This window comes from Bifidobacterium cebidarum (genome assembly GCF_009193305.1).
In the GTDB taxonomy this organism is placed as follows: domain Bacteria; phylum Actinomycetota; class Actinomycetes; order Actinomycetales; family Bifidobacteriaceae; genus Bifidobacterium; species Bifidobacterium cebidarum.
The window spans coordinates 36621-55115 of record NZ_WBVS01000010.1; the positions used below are offsets into that span (position 1 = coordinate 36621).

Genomic DNA, 18495 nt, shown 5'->3' on the forward strand with positions numbered 1-18495 from the left:
TTCGCGGTTTTACCTCCCCTGCCTCGCCAAACGTGCGCTCACTGGTCGTCGGTGTACGTTTGGTGAGATAGAAGAAGATGCAAATATTGAACGGCGCTGTGGCGGCACTGTGCGGCGTGTGAGGTGATACACTGCTATTGACATAGTGTCAACAAGGAGGTTTGGCTATGAGCGGTTCTGATCGGATTTCCATTGATACGCAGTCTGGCGCTGCCGCGGGAAACGCTGAAGCATCCGGCGCATCGGCGCTCTTGGCTATCAAAGACCTGCCGCTCGCCAAAGTAGGGGCGTTTGCCGTAGGCCAGTTCGGATGGGCACTGCTTTCCGGCATCATTTCCAATTGGCTCGTGTACTTCTACCAGCCCGATCAGGAAACCATTTCGCAAGGCCAAACCGTATTCGTGCCGCAGGGCCTGGTGGTGCTCGGCATCGTGACCGTAGTGGGCGGCATCACTGCATTCGCGCGCTTCTTCGACGCATTCGTGGACCCGGCCGTAGCCTCGCTTTCCGACCGGTGCAACGCCAAAGCCGGCCGCCGTATGCCATTCCTGAAATATGCCGCCGCGCCACTGGCCATCATCACCGTGCTCGTGTTCTGGAGTCCGATCAATGGTACGAGCTGGATCAACGGAGCCTTCCTGTTCGTCACCGTGATCGGCTACTACATCGCGCTCACGTTCTACTGCACGCCATACAACGCGCTGATCGCCGAGCTCGGTCACGACTCCAAACAACAGCTCACCATCTCCACCGCCATTTCGTTCACCTGGGTCGCCGGCACTGCCATCGCCTACGTCGCGCCAGTGATTTGGGGCGGCTTGGTGCCCGGCCTCGGCCGCATTACCGCCATTCGCGTGACCTTCACCATCATGGCAGCCGTAGCGTTTGTCTGCATGCTGGTGCCACCGCTCGCCATCCGCGAAAAGGATTATGTCAACTCGCAGCCCACGTCAGAGTCCACCATCGAGTCCCTGAAACAGACCTTTGGCGACGGCGAATTCCGCAAATTCGTCTGCTCCGATGTGGTCTACTGGGTGGCCATCACCACCTTCCAAACCGGATTGCCGTTCTTCGTCACGAGTCTGCTGAAGCTGCCGGAAACCACCACAACCATCTACTTCGTGCTGATGACCGGCGTTTCCGTGCTGTTCTATGTGCCGGTCAATATTCTGGCCAATCGTGTGGGCAAGAAGCGTCTGCTGTTGGTAGCGTTCGTGATCTTTACGTGCGCGTTCGCCTTTGCCGGCGCGCTCGGCTCGGGCGCTCTTGGCTTCCTGCCGGCAATGACGCAGGGCCTGATTCTCTCGGTGGTGGGCGCGATTCCGATGGCTGCATTCGGCATTCTGCCGCAAGCCATTGTGGCGAACATCGCGGATGCCAGTTCGAAGACCACCGGCCAGGACCGCCAGGGCATGTTCTATGCGGCCCGTACCTTTGCGATGAAAATGGGCCAGTCCGTGGCCATGCTGTTGTTCACCGGCGTCTCCACCATTGGCGTGGCATCCGGTGCTGGCTACCGCATTGCCGCCGTGTGCGCCGCCGTGTTGTGCGGTTTGGGCGGTATCGTATTCGCTTTCTACAACGAGAAGAAGGTATTGGCTGTGCTGGGGTAGTGGCCCGTTTCGGTTCATTGCCCTGTTCCGCGTCGATCTGCACTAAGCCGAATTGCGTTTGACGGCACCTCGTACTATATTAAGGCGAGTTGCTTTGCGAAGCAGGGCAACAATCCAAGGGGCTGTAGCTCAGTTGGTAGAGCGCTTCGTTCGCATCGAAGAGGTCGCGGTTTCGACTACCGTCAGCTCCACTTGGGCCGCTTGCATTCATTCCACCGCGAGCGGCCCTTTTCTTTTTTGGTTTTGATTCCTCGATTGCGATTGCTGGTATAGCGACGAACTCCGTGGGATGGGGAATACTGGAGATATGACAAGCGCAGAGAATATGGCAGACGATATTGTTGGACAGCCTGAGCCGAATACTTTGAGGGGAAGCGACGCCCGATCTGCGGCGGTAGATATTCCGGCCGGCACCGTGGTGCTCGCTGCCACGCCGATTGGCAATATCGGTGATGCCTCTGCGCGCCTGGTCGCATTGCTGGAGCGTGCGGATATCGTTGCCGCGGAAGATACCCGCCGTCTCTACGATCTGGCCCGCCGCCTCGGTGTCTACGTATCCGGCCGCGTGGTGGCTTATCACGATCACAATGAACGCAGCAAGGCAGACGGTCTGCTTGACCAAGTGGAGACCGGCGCAACCGTGCTCGTGGTATCTGACGCCGGCATGCCGACTATCAACGATCCCGGCCTCGCCATCGTGCGCCGCGCCATCGAGCGCGGCCTACCGGTGACGTGCGCGCCTGGCCCCTCTGCGGTGTTGGATGCGCTTGCCCTGTCTGGACTTCCCACCGACCGTTTCTGCTATGAAGGATTCCTGCCGCGAAAGCATTCCGAGCGCGTGCAGGCGTTGCGCGCACTGCTGCCCGAGCGTCGCACCATCGTGTTTTATGAGACGCCGCATCGCATCGCCGATTCGATGGATGATTTGCTGGACGCGTTCGGCCCGAATCGTGCAATGGCACTATGTCGAGAACTCACCAAGGACTATGAGCAGATCCGACGCGGCACCATTGGCGAGATTCACCAGAGCGTGATCAACGATCCGCCGCGCGGTGAAATGGTATTGGTGATTGGTGGCGCCTCCAGCGAGGAGGCCGAAGCGGCGGCACCCAATTCGCTCAGCATTGAAGATTTGGCGGTGCTCGCCATCGACCGTGCGCTTGAGGATGGTCTGCGTATCAAAGACGCGATCGCTCAGGTGGTGCAGGAGCACCCTCTGCCGGATGGTTCGTTGGCCAATCGCAAGCAGGTCTATGCTGCTGTGCTGGAGATCAAGGGCTAGCGCGACTTTTCGGTTTCCAACGACTCCAGCAGCACTTCAAGCGCCGGCTTCACGCCCGGTCCTCCTGCCTGAGAGATGAATTCCAGGATGGCGGCATCGGCTTGGGGATTCGCCACAATCCACTTGCGCAGCTCGGGCAGATGCAGTGCGATATGCCAGAGCACGTCCATGTCAGTGTCCGGTGAGCAGGCCACCTGAGGTGTTAATGCGATTGGTGGAGCCGGGGGAGTCGTAAGATCCTGAATTACCTCGGGCGCCTGATGCTGCGCGGTGTCCGGCAGTCTATGGGTTCGCCTCAGATGCCGCAATCGGCGGGCGGAAGAGCCTCGGCCAAGAGCGCGGATACGTTGTCTCCAGCTACGCATCGCCGCTGCTCCATGTGACCTCGTTGATTTCCCGCTGTACGGCATTGAAGAAGTCCTTTGCCTTTGCTGCATACTTATGATGCCGATGTTCCTTGATGATTTGCAGGCAATCATTCGGTCTGAATTCGTAGGCGGACATCAATTGGCACACCAGATTATTGATGGCGGACGGGTCTCCGCCATTGTCAGGCGTCATGACCAAATCGCAGGCGGTTCTGGCGGGCGTGGTGATGGCCAATGTGCCGAGTTTCATGATTTGTTCGGGTAATGTCAGCCGTTTGAAGACGCGAATACGTCGCCCTGCGGAAGACGATCGAAAGTGAGACGTGGAAATAACATCGATGGTGGCGGGGAAATGAGGGCCTCCCAACCATACCCAGGCTGCGGTCTGCGTGCAGGCCACTGTGCCGAATGGCGCTATCGCGGCCACGATTGATGCTCGGCCATACAATGTGGTGGCATGTTCGGACCAATAACCGGAAAACTCGTCGAGTTTGCTGACGGTGCCGAATTCGCTCAGTCTATTGAGGCTCAGCGGTCCGGGAAGGTCATCTGTATGCAGCAGCGGGGGTACGACGGGGCGTGATCGGTCGGTGGTGTTCATCGTTGAACGGTGTGAGATGCTCATGGCTTTTACCGTGGCACAATTCGGTTGCCGCCGCCACCCGAATTGTGAAAACGGTGGATAAGTGGATAACTTTGGCTGGCAGGTGGGGGTTGTGGATAAGTCGGTGGATATCGTCGAGCACACGTTGGGCGAACGCTCGCGCGTTCTTTACGCCCAACGTGTCCCATGTCCGCCGGATAATCGGGGTTTATGAGTCATGTTTTGGTGAATGTTGCTTGGCCGTATGCAAACGGCCCCCGTCATATTGGCCACGTCGCCGGCTTTGGTGTGCCGTCCGACGTTTACGCACGCTACGAGCGCATGAAGGGCAATGATGTGCTGATGGTCTCCGGTACCGATGAGCACGGCACCCCGATCCTCGTGGAAGCCGAGAAGGAAGGCCTCTCCGCGCAGGAGCTCGCCAACCGCTACAACCGAGTGATCGCCAAGGATCTGTGCGATCTCGGCCTGAGCTACGACCTGTTCACCCGCACCACCACCGGCAACCACGAGCACGTGGTGCAGGAGATGTTCAAGCAGTGCCTGAAGAACGGTTACATCTACAAGGGCACCCAGCAGGTGGCCATCTCCCCGTCCACCGGCCGTACCCTGCCGGACCGCTACATCGAAGGTGAATGCCCGATCTGCCACGCCGAAGGCGCCCGCGGTGACCAGTGCGATGCCTGCGGCAACGAGCTCGATCCGGATGAGCTGATCAACCCGGTCTCCAAGATCAACGGCGAAACCCCGCGCTTCGAGCAGACCGAGCACTTCTTCCTCGACCTGCCGGCGCTCGCCGAAGCCAACAAGGCATGGCTGGAGACCCGCAAGGGCTGGCGTACCAACGTCATCAACTTCTCCCTCGGCCTGTTCAAGGAAGTCAAGCCGCGTGCCATCACCCGCGATATCGACTGGGGTATTCCGGTGCCGGTCAAGGACTGGATCGACAATCCGAACAAGAAGCTCTACGTGTGGTTCGATGCCGTGATCGGCTACCTGTCCGCGTCCATCGAATGGGCCCGCCGCCAGGGCGACCCGGAGAAGTGGCGCGAATGGTGGAACGACCCGAGCTGCCCGGCCTACTACTTCATGGGTAAGGACAACATCACCTTCCATTCCCAGATCTGGCCGTCCGAAATGCTGGCCTACAACGGCCAGGGCTCCAAGGGCGGCGAAACCGGCCCGATGGGTCCGCTGAACATGCCGGAGCAGGTCGTGGCCTCCGAGTTCATGACCATGGAAGGCAAGAAGTTCAGCTCCTCCCGCGGCATCGTGATCTACGTGAAGGACATCCTTGCCCGCTACCCTGTGGACGCCGTACGCTACTACATCTCCGTGGCCGGCCCGGAATCCTCCGATTCCGACTTCACTTGGGCTGAATTCGTGCGCCACAACAACGAGGAACTCGCCTCCTCCTGGGGCAATCTGGTGAACCGTGTGGCCAACCTCATCAACAAGAACTTCGGTGAGATTCCGGCGCTCGATGAGGATTCCATGACCGACGAGGATCGCGGTCTTCTGGAAGAAACCGCCGCCGCATTCGACGTTGTCGGCTCCTCCATCGAGACCCATCACCAGAAGCATGCGTTGGCGGAAGCCATGCGCGTGGTTGGCGACATCAACAAGTACATCTCCGCCACCGAGCCGTGGAAGATTAAGGACGATTCGGCTCGCCTCGGCACTGTGCTGCACGTGGCCGCCCAGGCCGTCTCCGATGCGAACCATCTGCTCGCCCCGTTCCTGCCGCATTCCGCACAAAAGGTGTGGGAGGCGCTCGGTGGCACCGGTACCTTCTCGCCACTGCCCGAGCTGCGCGAAGTCGAGGATCTCGACAAGCCCGGTTTCAAGTACCCGATCATCACCGGCGACTACAAGCTTGGTGTGAACGTGCACCCGTGGAAGAGCGAGCCGATTGAGGTCGGCGCTGCAGTGCCGAAGCCGAAGCCGATCTTCGCCAAGATTCCGACCGAGGCCGTGGAAGAGGAGCTGGCTCGCTTCGATGAGGCGCTGGCTGCTCGCCGTGCCGCCGAAGCCGAGCGTCTGGCTGCTGAGAAGGCCAAGCTGGCTGCCGAAAAGGCCGAGTAACCTCCCCGAGGATTGAGAATGCCGTGGATGCCTATAAAGCTCCACGGCATTTTTGCTGCCGTATTTGCGCTACGCGACAGGTCCGGGATTAGACAATTGGCGTTGCTGTGACGGTTAGCGTCACAAAGTCAACACAGTTTGCCAAGAAAACTCCCAGAAAAGCACATCGTATCGCCAAGGAACAGGCGGTTAACTAGAACATGTCAACGGATGAAGTTCATACCGATGGCGAGGTTTTCCGAACCCCATAACTGAACCCTTCTTCTCTCTTCTCTCTCACCCGGCGCCCCAACGCCGGGTTTCTTTTTGCGCTGTGAACACCCCGCTATGCAAAAGATGTTTGTCGCGTAGCCCGCCGCATGGTCCTCGATATCCTTCAGGAAAAGCGGTCCCATGTTTTATGGATATAGGCGGTCTGTTGAGATACGTGCTTGTTGTCTCGGTTGCTCGTAAAAGGCCGTAATCGCGAACCGGGACAGTAACAAGTGTCCCGGTTGTCTCGTTAATCGGATGCTGATCGCCGTCGTATTCGATTGCGACGTGGAACTCAGGCCAAGCCCAATCCAACGTTATCGGTGAGCCATTGCTGAAGGTTATGCCTGGAGCCACTGAAGTATCGGTACTGTTGATGCTCATCGTGCTGTTCATGATGCCACGCTAGCGAAGAGTGAATTTGTGCGCCACCGGAATCGGCCTATGTGGTTCGAGCTTCTGCGGATAACTGAGGTATGCCATTTGGCAAATAATGGCAAAGGCTGGATTGGTGGCGCATGGCAAATTTTGGCAATTGCGCACGGCAATAAGCTGAAAATCGATTCATGAACACCGCAAGTGAGGCGGCGATTTTGATATTGCGAAAACATGGCAAAGCCGTGTGGAAAGGACATGATCATGGTGGATCAGATTGTTGTGGCAGGCGCGACCATAGCTGTGGATTGGCAGAATGCGCTGGTCTCCACAGGCGGCACGCTGGGCAAGGCTGCGATTGTGATGGTCGTGGTCGGCATTGGCGGCGCTGTGATTGATGCCGTGGCCCGTTATATCAAGAACCGTTTTATGTGATAGCCGATTGCGTACAATAAAAGCCCGTGTCTGGCGCAATCAATGAGATATGCGCTGGATGCGGGCTTATTGATATAGGTGCAGGATTGAGTGCCTACTTAACCGTGAAGCCTTCCTGCTCGCCGTAGGTCTTGAGCGATTCGCCCCACTGCGCCAACGCGCTCTGCAAGGTGATTTTGCCGTGATATGCCTGGCCGATCGAATCGACGGCGATGGAATTCGCATATGCCATGTATGGCAGGTATTCGAACTTGGTGCTCACGTTGTTCGAGGCCGAGGCGATCACCTGATGCGTGGCCTGACCGCCGAAGAACGGATCTTTCTCGTTCAGCCAATCGCTGTCGGAGAGCACGGAGTTGAGCGGTGGCAATCCGCCCTGTGCAAGATTGACCTTGACGCCATCGCCGTGCGCGAACCATTCGGCAAATTCATACGCCGCCTTCGCCTTGGCGTCGTCGGTGCCCTTGGGCAGTGCCAGCGCGCCGCCGCCGTTCTCGCCGTTCTCATGTTCGCCGGCTGCGTATTGCGGCATCGATGCCACGCGCCATGAACCCTTGGTCTGTGAGAGGTTCTTCTGCATGGAAGAGACCATCCATGCGCCGGTCAACAATGTGGCGATGGAGCCGTCATCCAGTTTGCGCCACCATTCATCGGTCCAGCCGGTGGTCGAAGTATCGATGAGCTTGTCGTCCAGCATCGACTGCCACATGCCGGTGAACTTCTTCACGTTCTTGCCGTCGAAGTTCACGCTCACGTTGGTGCCATCCACGCTGAACGGCTGCGCCCCGGCCTGCCAGAGCATCGAAGTGATGAAGCCGCCGTCGCCGGTGTCGTTGGTGATGTGCGCGTCGCCGGGCATTGCGGCGACTTTTTCCGCGGCGGCGCGGTACTCATCCCACGTGGTCGGCGCGGAGGCCACACCGGCTTTGGCGAGCACGTCCTGGTTGTAGAACATCACCATCGGGCCGGAGGAGATTGGCAGTCCGTAAGGTGAACCGCTTACGGAAACGTTGTTCTGCGCCGCCTTGGTGAAGTCGTTGCGGATCTCGCCAAATCCGTAGTCGTTCATGTTGCGCAGCTGGTCGGAGATGGCGAACTGATGCACGGCGTTGTAGTCGAGGTAGACCACATCCGGAATGCCCCGGCCCGCGTTGATCGCATTGGTCAACTGCATGTATTCGTCCTCGTTCGCGCCGGCGTTGGTCACCTTGACTGTGATGTTCGGGTGGGTCCTCTCGAATGCGGTGACGAAATCGTTGATGGTGGACTGCCAGGTCCACAACGTGATTTCGGTGGTGTCGGAACTGTTCTGCCCGCCGTTCGCGCTCGACGTGCTTCCGCATCCGACTGTGACGGCAACCAGGCTGAGCGCTACGGCGCCGGCGGCGGCCGTGCGAATCCTCGATGATTGAGCAACGCGGCAAAGCAGACGAGACATGTGCAGACACTCCGATGTTGAACTGGACAATATTCAGAACTTCCGAAGGCAGAGTTTACCCACGTTGCATTCGTGAAAGCGGCCGGAATAGGCATTTTGCCGGCAAATGGCAAAGGGCGGCAATTCCTGGGCGGAAACCGCCGGAAGCCGAATGGCAAGAAATGGCAAAAATTGGCAAAGATAAGCAAATGTCGCATGGCAAAAAACGGCAAACCAAGTGCCGGCCCTATCGTAAGTCCCGTGATTCGGCACGGCGCTCCGATGCAACCGAAGAAGGTTCCGGTTCGCTCAGGTGTCTGGCCGAGCAAGAACGCAAGAATCGATGAGGAATCGAAAGGGATTGCAATGAGGCTCAACCTCAATGGTGTGTGGGACTTCTACCCGAATGGTGGGCAGGAGCGTTTTGACATCGTCGTGCCGACTTGGTGGGACTCGTTGCCCGCCACCACCGGCTACCCGGCTGACTGGGAAAAGGGCCTGCACCACGGTGTGTACGTCAAGACCGTGGAACTGCCGGAGAACATCACCGATGAAGACGTGTTCCTCCACGTCGGCGCGCTCGCCACGCTCGGCAAGGTGTTCGTCAACGGCCAATCCGTTGGACCGCTCAGCACCAAGGGCTACCTGATGACCCTGCTGCCGTATGACCTCGATATCAACGACGTGGTCAAGCCCGGCGCCAACGAGATTCGCATTGAAGTCTGGTCCGTCAAGGCTCTGCCGGAAGACGCATTGGCCACTGAAGGCGGCCCGGACCGTCTGCTCTTCCCGTTCGGCGTGGAAAACATCGTCGGCCGCGTAGGCGTCGGCGAGGACGTCGAAATCGTCACCAAGCCGAAGCTTCGCATCGACGACCTTCAGATCATGCCTGACCTCAAGAAGAACGCCGATCCTTCCGATGATGAGCTCGCCGTCAATGTGACCATCATCAACCACACCGCAGCCGACGCCGACCTGAAGCTCACCGCCGCCGTGCACCCGTTCAAGGGCGATACCGACATCGCCGCGCTCACGTTCGATCCTGCCGACGTGCACGTCGCCGCTGGCGAAAGCACGGTCGTCAAGCTCGCCAAGGGCTGGCCGAACGCCCATTACTGGTCCCGCACCGACCCGTTCCTCTACACCGTGGATGCCGCCATCGCGGACGCCAAGGCCGCAGACGATGCCAAGCCGGTGCACGAATTCTCCGACCGTTTCGGCTTCCGCCAGTTCTGGCGCGAAGGCGATAAGTACATCATCAACGGTGTCAAGATCCGTCTGCGCGGCGACTCCCTGTGCCTGCTCAACCAGGGCGATCGTGACCTGATCAACGAGATCGGCGACTCCTACGGCGTGATCTTGGACGACAACCACGCCATGGATGAAATGGCCAAGGCCTGGCTCGACGCCTACCGCCACGCCAACTGCAACATCATCCGTAACCACATTCGCTCCGTACCGTCCCACGTGCTGATGGACCACGCGGACGAAACCGGCATGCTGCTCGAAGAGGAAACCGCGTTCTGGAACCCGGGCTCCACCTCCAACGTCTCCCTCGACCCGCCGTATTACCTCAACTACTCCGACGAGGCCATCGGCTACTACACCGAGTGGGTTGAGCGTTGGGTGCGCGAATACCGCAACCACCCGTCCATCGTGCTGTGGTCCACCACCAACGAGGCCTGGAACCCGAACGACGCCGAAATCCTCATCCCGCCGCTGGAAGCGGCCGCCAACCGCGAGGATCCGACCCGTATGGTGATGAACGACGGCTTCAACAAGCCAATCACCAACGAGGACTCCCGCCACTACTTCGGCGGTTACCCCTCCGGCATGACCTCCGCGCCCGACATCTACGATCTCTACCAGATCGACGGTGATTTGCCGCTCGGCGCAGGCGAAGAGTTCTCCGTCTCCACCGCAGGCATTCCGCAGTACGCCGAAGACGGCACGATCAAGGACATCTACCATGGCCGTTTGAATGGCAATCCGGACACCATCTCCCGCGCCGATTTCGGCCGCGAAGTGGGCCGCGTGACCCGCGGCGTGCGCACCACGCGCATGGCCAACTGGAAGCCGTTCTGCCTGTCGATGTTCATCTACGACAACATCGAAAAGGTCATCGAGCTCGACCAGGAGCACACCAAGCATGGCCTCAACCCGAAGGCCCTGCTGCGCCCGCAGTTCGACCCGACCGCCGAAGGCGACGCCCGCTGGATCGAAGGCGACGGCTACCGCTACTTCGCCAACTCCTACGCCGATGTCGCCGCATTTGACAAGGACTTCGACAAGGAACCGCGCCTCGGCCTGCCGCACCACATCTACCAGCTCGGCACAGCCTCCCAGCGCACGCTGCTCGTCTACAACGACGAGGAAATCGATGGCACCGAACTCGAGGTTCGCTGGACCGTTTCCGCCGTGAATACGCAGGACGGTACGGTTCGCGAAGTCGAATCCGGTTCCAAGACCATCACTGTGGATCACGGTGAATTCACCGAACTGCCCATCACCATCCATGTGCCGGGCGAGGTGGAGACCTACGAATCCAAGCTTATCGAAACCCTGAGCGTGGTCAAGCAGGGCAAGCTCAAGTTCACCGAAGACAACTTCCTCGGTTGGATCGGCCGCCCGGCTCCCGCCAAGATCGGCGCCAGCCGCGAAGTCATCGACCTTGGCACTGTGGACTGGGTGTCCCGCAACGTCAAGCACTGCCTGCACCTGAAGCAGGAAGGCGGCGCCTTGAGCGAAAAGTGGACCGCCCGCGTGGTGGATGACGCCAACGGCTCCATCAGCTTCGAACGTCTCGCCGGCAACCTGCGCCACGAGCAGGAGCTGTTCTACACCGTGAACGTGGCCGGCCTCGAATCCGGCAAGGACTACACCGGCCAAATCGAATACACCGGCGAAAACGGCGACACCGTCACCGTGACCGTAAAGTTCACGGCCGGCACGATGCCATGCGAGTGCCAGGCCGCCAACAAGGCCCTGGGCGCCACGGTTCGTGTCAGCTCCTCCTCCGAGCGCTACGGCTGGACCGCAGCCTCCCTGGTCGACGGTGAATTCAACGCCGACTACAACCACTTCGGCTGGTCCAGCGAACCGACCAAGGAGAACCACAGCGAATGGGTCTCCCTGAAGCTCGCCCATCCGATCACCGTGGCCCAAGTTGTGCTCGCCCCCCGTGGCGAAAACCCCGGCGGTACCGTTGCCGAAGCCTTCCATGGCGAAGGCGAAGGCGTCGGCGGCGTGCAGGAGTTCGCCGCAGGCCACCGCGCCTTCGACCCGAACCAGGGCCAAGGCTTCCCGGTCGATTTCACCATCTCCGTGTCCGCAGACGGCAACGCATGGACCAAGGTCGTCGATAAGCACGATTACGCGCTGCCCGCCAACGGCAAACCGCGCGCTTTCGACTTCGCTCCGGTAGACGATGTTCGCTTCGTCAAGGTGGAAGCCTCCAAGCTGCGCGCCAACCCGAACGAGCATGACGAGTATGCGCTGCAGCTCGTGGAAATCGCCGTCTACGCCGACGCCCACATGCCGGCCATCCCATCCGAGTCCACCGATGTGACCGCTTCCGTGCAGTCCCACGACGTGCAGGTCAGCTGGAAGTTCGCTTCCGACGGCCGCTCGCCGATTCTCGGCACCAAGCTCACCCTGACCAACGCGGCCGGCGAAATCATCCCGGCCGAAGTCACCGGAACCGACACCTACGCGCTCATCAGCGACGTACCGGCCGGCGAATGGACCGTCACCGTGCAGGGCCGCAACGAAATCGGCGAAGGCGAAAGCGCCACGAGCGCAGCCTTCAAGGTCGGTCGCGAAAACGCCAACGAAGTTGACGGCCAGCTGCCGCAGCCCAAGGCTCCGGTCGCCGAACTGCTCGTGGAATCCGGTGCCGTGGCCGTCTCCTGGAACGATGTGGACACCCGCTCCGGCTTCGGCAAGGGCGGCACCAACATCCACCTGACCCCGGTCGATGCCTCCACCGACTCCGCCCCCAAGCGCGTGGCCTGGACCCCGACCGGCACCACCGCCTACACCTTCACCGATGTGGCCCGCGGCACCTATCAGGTGACCATCGAAGCCACCAGTGGCGAAGACAAGGTCTCCCCGGCCAGCGAACCCAGCGAACCGATCATCGTGGCAGCCGTGCCCGCCAAGCCGAACAAGCCGGGCGTCACCTCCACCGCCGACACGATGAACGTGACCTGGAAGGCTCCGGCCGATGGCGGCACCGCCATCACCTCCTACGTGCTGACCTTGCGCAACCTCACCGAGAACACCGTCAAGGTGGTCAAGGCCGAGGCCGGCGAAGAGGCCAAGAGCGTGTTCGGGCTCACCGCCGGCAACTACACGGCATCCGTGATCGCGGTCAACGCGATCGGCATGTCCGCCGAGTCCAGCCCGTCCTTGCCCTGCCTCATCAAGTAGGCCGCGCGCATCGCGCACCGATAATCAAAGATTTGCCGCTACCTCGGCAGCGGCGAGCGGTGTGGTGTAAGAGAAGGCTTGCGCCGCACCGTGGAACATAAAGAAAGAACTAAGGAGTTCTGAGATATGAGCACTGCAACAGCGCAGTCAGTCAAGAAGACGCCAAAGAAGCTGACTTGGCTGAACATCGTCGGCTATGGTTCCGGCGATCTTGCCAACAACATCGGCTGGCGCATGATGTCGATGTTCCTGGCCACCTACTACATCTACATGGGCATCGACCCGGTGACCACCGCCAACATCTTCCTGTTCGCCCGCTTCTTCCAGGCTGTTGTGTACCTGCTCGCCGGCAACTACGCCGACCGCGTCAAGCCGAACAAGAACGGCAAGTTCCGTCGCCTAGTCGTGATGTTCGGTGTGCCGATGATGGTGGCCATCGCCCTGATGTACACCATTCCTGCCGATGCGAACATGAGCGTCAAGGTGGCATGGGCCATCGTCACCTACCTGCTCTACCAGCTGCTCGGCGCTCTGGGCGGCGTGCCGTACGGCGCACTGCTTGGCGCCATGACCCAGGACCAGAACGAACGCCAGCGCCTCTCCTCCGCCCGTATGGTCGGCGGCGCCCTGTTCGGCCTCATCGTCACCTTCACCCTGGCTCCGGCCATCAACACCGTCAAGGACCAGGCCGCTCTCGCCAAGCTGATGCTCCCGATCGTGTGCATCTTCTGCTTGGTCGGCGCTCTGATCTACGTCTTCCTGTACAAGACCACCATCGAGCAGATCGACGTGCCGACCCAGCCGAAGATCTCCTTCATCGACACCCTGAAGGCCATCGTCATGAACCCGGCCCTGCTCATCCTGTGCTTCGCCACCGGCTTCTACCTGATCGCCACCTGCGTCGGCTCCATCGGACCGATCATCGCCAAGGAAGTGCTCGCCAACGGTGCTGACGCCGGCACGCTGGCCCTCATCACCACGATTGTCACCCTGATCAACGCCTCCATCGGCGTGGTCGCCTCCCCGTTCGGCCCGGTCATCGCCCGCCACCTCGGCAAGAAGGGCGGCTGGTACCTCGGCTGCGCACTCGGCATCATCGGTGGTGTGATGTTCATCTTCGTCTCCAACGTGTGGCTGTCCCTCGTGGGCATGGCTCTGAACGCCATCGGTGCCCAGTTCTGCGGCAACTACGTGTGGGGCATGGAAGGCGACACCGTCGAGTACTACGAGTGGAAGACCGGCAAGCGCACCGATGGTGCCGCCATGGCTGGCCTGAGCTTCTTCCGCCAGATGTTCGGCGCCCTGACCTCCTGGCTTGGCCCGGCCATCCTTGCCTTCACCGGTTACAAGTCCGGCATGAACGTGGCCCAGGATCCGACCGTCGCCGAGAACCTGCGTCTGGCCGCCGGCCTCGTGCCGTTGATCGGCTTCGTGATCTCCGCCGCCATCATGTTCTTCTACCCGGTCACCGAGAAGAAGTTCGCCCAGATCAAGGCCGAGCTCGCCGAGCGTCGTTCCGCTGCAGAGGCGTGATTCACGCTGATTGGCTCCCTCGCCAGAGGGAGCCTTTTTCTATATATAGTGGAAGGCAATACATCAGGGGGTTGAGATGGCAGAACAACAGCGCAAGGCAACCGATCGCGTACGTCTGGCGGACGTGGCGGACGCTGCCGGCGTGGCCATCTCCACCGTCTCCCGCGTGTTCAGCAATCCTGACCGCGTGAACTTCCAAACCGTGGAGCAGGTGCGCGAAGTCGCCGAGCGGCTTGGCTACCGGCCGAATCCGCGAAAGCGCCGCGGAGAGACCGCACAGTCGCAGCCTAATCAATTCGTGCATCGTGATGTGGCTGCATCGCCATCGGTGCAGCCGGTACATTCATTGCAACCGACGTATGCTTCCGATCCAGCCGCCCAGAGCCGCGTGACCACCAACGGCGGGGTCATCGCACTCGTGGTCAAAGACACCACCGACGGCGTCTCGTCGCAGATCTTGAAAGGCGCGCAGATTACCGCTATGGAATCCGGCAGCGCGGTGGGCCTGATTGAACCCGGCCAATCCCAGCAGCGAACCCAGCAGTTGCTCATGCATCTTATCGGCAAAGTCGACGGCGTCATCCTAGCCACCGACTCGCCCGGCATCGACTTTATTCGCGACTATGCCAAGCGCGTGCCGCTCGTCGTGCTCAATCGCCCGGTGGACAGTGTGCCCAGCGTGGTGCCTGACCCGCGCATCGGCGTAGTCCGCGCGCTCAGCATGCTGCGTCGCTACCATCACACGGCCGTCACCTATGTGTCCGGCTCCACATCATGGGCCAATCAATCCCGCTGGTCCTGCCTGCACGACATCGGACAGCGCATGGGGCTGCGCATGAACCACATCGGTCCGGTACGCCCGAGCGTGGAGGGAGGCTATCAGGCCGCGCTCGCCCTCGAAAACTCCAAGCCCACCGCCGTCATCACCTATAACGATTTGATTGCGGCCGGCATTGTGCTGCGCCTGACTGCGGACGGTGTGCGCGTGCCGGAAGATGTGTCGGTTATCGGCTTTGACAATACGCTGATCGCCCCGGTGGTCACGCCGCCGATTACTTCGATTCGCATTCCGCGTGACCTGCTTGGTCAAGCCGCAGTGCGACTGCTGCTCGGGCGCGAATCCGGCGCAGTGCGCAACCCTGCGGACGCTCAGCTGATGGATCAACTCAAGGAACTTGGCGTACGCAATGAAGATGAGCAGTCGGCCAATGTTACTTTGGTGGACACGTCTATTATTGTGCGCAGATCTGTGGGGGAAAGGCGTGCGGCATGAGTGGGAGCGATCGTGAAGCCGAGGTCGGGAGAATCAGCCGTGAAACATCGCGTGAAACGGCATCGGAATCAGGTAGCCAAGCGTTGAACCAAGCCCTGCGCGACCCTGGCGTGCGCAAGATCACCCTGCGCAATGCCATCGGTTTCGGCATCGGCGACTTCTACGGCGGCGGGCAGCTCACCATCATCGCCGCCTATCTCTCCCTGTTCTGGACTACGTTCTGCGGCATGTCCATCGCCACCGCGCAGTCGGTGATTGGTCTGAGCGCGTTGATCAGCGCGGCTGCGGCCCTGCTGTTCGGCGTATTCGACGATAATCTCTACCGTTACAGCATCGGCCTCCGCTTCGGCCGGCGTCGTTTCCTGCTGATGATAATCGGCCCGTTGCTGCTGCTCGGCGTCTTCCTGTGGATTCCAGGGCTGCCGCTCGCCGCGTATGCCGCTGCCTATGTGTTCTGGGTGGTGCTCGCCCAGCTGTTCCAGACCGCGTACAACCCACTGCCCGGCGAAATGACGCCCGACTTCAATAGTCGCACCAAACTCTCGACCGTGCGCATGTTCATCTCCACGAGTGCGGCGACGGTGATTCCGCTCGCCGGCAGTGCGGTGCTCGCGATCTTCGGCGAACGTACGCCGACCGGATACATGATATTTACGATTGCCACGACCGTGTTGTTCGCGCTGGCGGTGTTCGCCTGCTGGCGCAGCACATGGGAGATGAGCCCTGAGGAAGCCGGTTTCGGCGCCTATGCGCGTGGAGAGAAGCATGAAGGGCGTATCGGCTGGGCCGGTTGGCTCAAGCGTGCCGGGAAAGTCATGCGCGAATACGCCACCACGCTGCGGGTCAAGGAATTCCGCAAGCACTTGGCGATCTACCTGCTTGTGCAGGTCTCGATGGATGTCTTCGGCCAGACGTTCGTGTTCTTCGTGGTCTACGACTGGAATCGCACCGCCGCGTTCGCCTCGCTGCTGCTCGGCTGCACGGCCGTCTCCATGCCGCTGATGCCGGTATTCGGCTGGGCGATGACGCGCATCGGGCCCAAGCGCCTCTATGCCATCAACTTCATCGGCTGCCTGACTGGCGTGGCATGGATGTTTGCCGCATGGATGTTGGCCGATTCGATGCCTCCGGCCGCTTGGACTGCATTCGCCGTCATCGGCGCGCTCTGGTTCTTCGCCTTCAAATCCCTGTGCGGATACTTGCCATGGGCCGTGTTCCCCTATATCGCGGACATCGATCAGGTCGTCACTCGTCGCTACCGTTCGGCCACGTTCGCCGGCATTCAAGCCTCCTTCCGCCAGCTTGGGTCAGGACTCGGCACGATCTGCGTTGGTCTTGTGCTGGGGGCGGTCGGCTTTGACGCCACATTGCAGCATCAGAGTTTCTCCGCCAAGGCCGGTCTGGGCGCCGTATTGCTCGGGTGGTTCGCCTTCGCGATGATTATCTGTTGGATTGTGTCCGCGCACCTGATGATCAACAAGCGTACTGATTCGATGGTGCTGGCCGAGATTACGCGGCTGCGCAACGGCGGCGCGAAAGCGGATGTTGATGCGGAGACCCGCCATGTGGTCGAACGCCTGACCGGTTTGCCATACGAGCAGTGCTGGCGGTAACTTGCTGCCTCTCTTTCCCGAATTTCTTGCACTGACTATGACTCAGTGCAAGAAATTCGGGAAAAGTCAGATGGTGGCCCATAGGGAATACGGGCGCATACACTGAAACATCATGAGCAAGCATCATCGCGATCGTAGTTGGGCGCCCGCACCTGAGCCGTTGCCCGAAGGTATTCAAGTCATCGATGACCACACGCATGTGGCATCCGTCGTGCCATTCGCGCGTGCCATGGACCATGAGGCGCAAGCCAAAGGCCAGGCGCCCGTACCTGTCTACGATGTGGACCAGTTGCTTGTACAGGCGCAGGAGGTCGGCGTTGGGGGTATTATCGACTGCGGTTGCGAGCTGCCGCACCTGATGACCGCCGTGCAGATGGCCCTCGATCATCCAGGTAATGTGCACGCGGCGCTCGCAATACATCCCAATGAGGCCGTGCTCCACGGGCATCGCGGGGTCCCCGGCCCAGATGGACTGCCACTGAAATACAAGCCCTACCATGACACCAGCTTTGAGGATGCGCTCGCCGAAGTGCACCGTCTGGCCGCGCAATACCCGAAGCAGGTAGTGGCGATTGGCGAGACCGGCATGGACTTGTTCCGCACCGGCGAGGGGGCCAAGGAGCTGCAGCGCGAAGCCTTCCGCGCGCATATTGCCTTGGCCAAGGAGCTGGGACTGCCGATGCAGATTCATGACCGTGACTCGCATCGCGAAGTCATCGAGACTCTATTGGCGGATGGGTCCCCGGAGCGGACCGTATTCCATTCATATTCCGGCGACGCCGAAATGGCCCAAATCGCACGCGAGCAAGGCTGGTACCTGAGCTTCTCCGGCACGGTGAGCTACAAGGGCAACGACGGCATTCGCGGATCGTTGCGCATTGTGGGACTCGACCATGCGATGGTGGAGACCGATGCGCCGTATCTGACGCCGATGCCATATCGCGGACGGACCAACGCGCCCTATATGATTCCCTATACGTTGCGGGCCATGGCTGACGCGTTGGATAAGCCGATAGCTGAGGTGACACGTGGCACAAGAGCCACCACTCGCGAGGTATACGGCATCTGAAGCGTTCCTGTTTGTCTAAAAGCGGCGCATTGGGGGTGCCGCGAAATTAATTAGACAATTTGCCTTGTTTTTGCGAGTTGTGAAGGTTTCGTCACGGGGCTACGATATCATTCGATAGAGAACGGGATGAATCTGGATTCGCGGG

At 60.3% G+C, this 18495-nt stretch carries 12 protein-coding genes and 1 tRNA gene; 10 read left to right on the forward strand and 3 right to left on the reverse strand.

Going from position 1 to position 18495, the window contains the following annotated elements:
- Nucleotides 1-167: 167 nt before the first annotated feature.
- The 3 genes from F7D08_RS08610 (at nt 168) to rsmI (ending at nt 2895) form a co-directional block, all read left to right on the forward strand.
- Nucleotides 168-1613 (forward strand): MFS transporter, encoded by a 1446-nt coding sequence (locus tag F7D08_RS08610; protein WP_226803453.1) that lies wholly within the window; start codon nt 168-170, stop codon nt 1611-1613.
- A gap of 118 nt (nt 1614-1731) precedes the next feature.
- A tRNA-Ala gene (locus tag F7D08_RS08615) sits at nt 1732-1804 on the forward strand.
- 134 nt (nt 1805-1938) lie between these two features.
- Nucleotides 1939-2895 (forward strand): 16S rRNA (cytidine(1402)-2'-O)-methyltransferase, encoded by a 957-nt coding sequence (rsmI, locus tag F7D08_RS08620; RefSeq protein ID WP_404979669.1) that lies wholly within the window; start codon nt 1939-1941, stop codon nt 2893-2895.
- Here the strand turns inward: rsmI and F7D08_RS08625 are convergent.
- Complete coding sequence (locus tag F7D08_RS08625; RefSeq protein WP_193316266.1) at nt 2892-3260, reverse strand: variant leucine-rich repeat-containing protein; 369 nt, start codon at nt 3258-3260, stop codon at nt 2892-2894. The two genes, rsmI and F7D08_RS08625, sit on opposite strands and share 4 nt — an antisense overlap.
- Nucleotides 3253-3888 (reverse strand): hypothetical protein, encoded by a 636-nt coding sequence (locus F7D08_RS08630; protein ID WP_152210235.1) that lies wholly within the window; start codon nt 3886-3888, stop codon nt 3253-3255. Before F7D08_RS08630 ends, F7D08_RS08625 begins: the two co-directional genes overlap by 8 nt.
- Nucleotides 3889-4077: 189 nt before the next feature.
- Here F7D08_RS08630 and metG point away from each other — a divergent pair, with 189 nt between their 5' ends.
- A complete protein-coding gene (gene metG / locus F7D08_RS08635; RefSeq protein ID WP_152210236.1) occupies nt 4078-5952 on the forward strand; it encodes a methionine--tRNA ligase in 1875 nt (624 codons plus the stop codon).
- 891 nt (nt 5953-6843) lie between these two features.
- Complete coding sequence (locus F7D08_RS09750; protein ID WP_193316267.1) at nt 6844-7014, forward strand: hypothetical protein; 171 nt, start codon at nt 6844-6846, stop codon at nt 7012-7014.
- 94 nt (nt 7015-7108) lie between these two features.
- Here F7D08_RS09750 and F7D08_RS08640 read toward each other — a convergent pair whose 3' ends face one another.
- Nucleotides 7109-8452: an ABC transporter substrate-binding protein gene (locus tag F7D08_RS08640; protein WP_152210237.1), complete on the reverse strand. Its 1344-nt coding sequence runs from the start codon at nt 8450-8452 to the stop codon at nt 7109-7111.
- A 345-nt stretch (nt 8453-8797) separates the two neighbouring features.
- Here F7D08_RS08640 and F7D08_RS09905 point away from each other — a divergent pair, with 345 nt between their 5' ends.
- From F7D08_RS09905 to F7D08_RS08670, 5 genes are all read left to right on the forward strand, one after another.
- The gene (locus F7D08_RS09905) at nt 8798-12862 is read left to right on the forward strand and encodes a fibronectin type III domain-containing protein (protein WP_193316268.1); all 4065 of its coding nucleotides are present in this window, start codon (nt 8798-8800) and stop codon (nt 12860-12862) included.
- Nucleotides 12863-12988: 126 nt separating this feature from the next.
- Entirely contained in the window at nt 12989-14395 is a 1407-nt protein-coding gene (locus F7D08_RS08650) for an MFS transporter (RefSeq protein WP_152210239.1), read from the forward strand.
- A gap of 76 nt (nt 14396-14471) precedes the next feature.
- Nucleotides 14472-15668, forward strand: a complete 1197-nt coding sequence (locus F7D08_RS09755) for a LacI family DNA-binding transcriptional regulator (RefSeq protein WP_193316269.1) — start codon at nt 14472-14474, stop codon at nt 15666-15668.
- Nucleotides 15665-17281: an MFS transporter gene (locus tag F7D08_RS08660; protein ID WP_226803454.1), complete on the forward strand. Its 1617-nt coding sequence runs from the start codon at nt 15665-15667 to the stop codon at nt 17279-17281. Before F7D08_RS09755 ends, F7D08_RS08660 begins: the two co-directional genes overlap by 4 nt.
- Before the next feature lie 112 nt (nt 17282-17393).
- Complete coding sequence (locus F7D08_RS08670) at nt 17394-18350, forward strand: TatD family hydrolase (RefSeq protein ID WP_152210241.1); 957 nt, start codon at nt 17394-17396, stop codon at nt 18348-18350.
- The last annotated feature ends 145 nt before the right edge of the window (nt 18351-18495 follow it).

Coding starts and splice junctions, on each gene's coding strand:
- F7D08_RS08610 (WP_226803453.1), top strand. CDS start 168: ATGAGCGGTTCTGATCGGATTTCCATTGATACGCAGTCTGGCGCTGCC.
- F7D08_RS08670 (WP_152210241.1), top strand. CDS start 17,394: ATGAGCAAGCATCATCGCGATCGTAGTTGGGCGCCCGCACCTGAGCCG.
- F7D08_RS08650 (WP_152210239.1), top strand. CDS start 12,989: ATGAGCACTGCAACAGCGCAGTCAGTCAAGAAGACGCCAAAGAAGCTG.
- F7D08_RS08660 (WP_226803454.1), top strand. CDS start 15,665: ATGAGTGGGAGCGATCGTGAAGCCGAGGTCGGGAGAATCAGCCGTGAA.
- F7D08_RS08630 (WP_152210235.1), bottom strand. CDS start 3,888: ATGAGCATCTCACACCGTTCAACGATGAACACCACCGACCGATCACGC.
- F7D08_RS09755 (WP_193316269.1), top strand. CDS start 14,472: ATGGCAGAACAACAGCGCAAGGCAACCGATCGCGTACGTCTGGCGGAC.
- F7D08_RS08640 (WP_152210237.1), bottom strand. CDS start 8,452: ATGTCTCGTCTGCTTTGCCGCGTTGCTCAATCATCGAGGATTCGCACG.
- rsmI (WP_404979669.1), top strand. CDS start 1,939: ATGGCAGACGATATTGTTGGACAGCCTGAGCCGAATACTTTGAGGGGA.
- F7D08_RS08625 (WP_193316266.1), bottom strand. CDS start 3,260: ATGCGTAGCTGGAGACAACGTATCCGCGCTCTTGGCCGAGGCTCTTCC.
- F7D08_RS09750 (WP_193316267.1), top strand. CDS start 6,844: ATGGTGGATCAGATTGTTGTGGCAGGCGCGACCATAGCTGTGGATTGG.
- metG (WP_152210236.1), top strand. CDS start 4,078: ATGAGTCATGTTTTGGTGAATGTTGCTTGGCCGTATGCAAACGGCCCC.
- F7D08_RS09905 (WP_193316268.1), top strand. CDS start 8,798: ATGAGGCTCAACCTCAATGGTGTGTGGGACTTCTACCCGAATGGTGGG.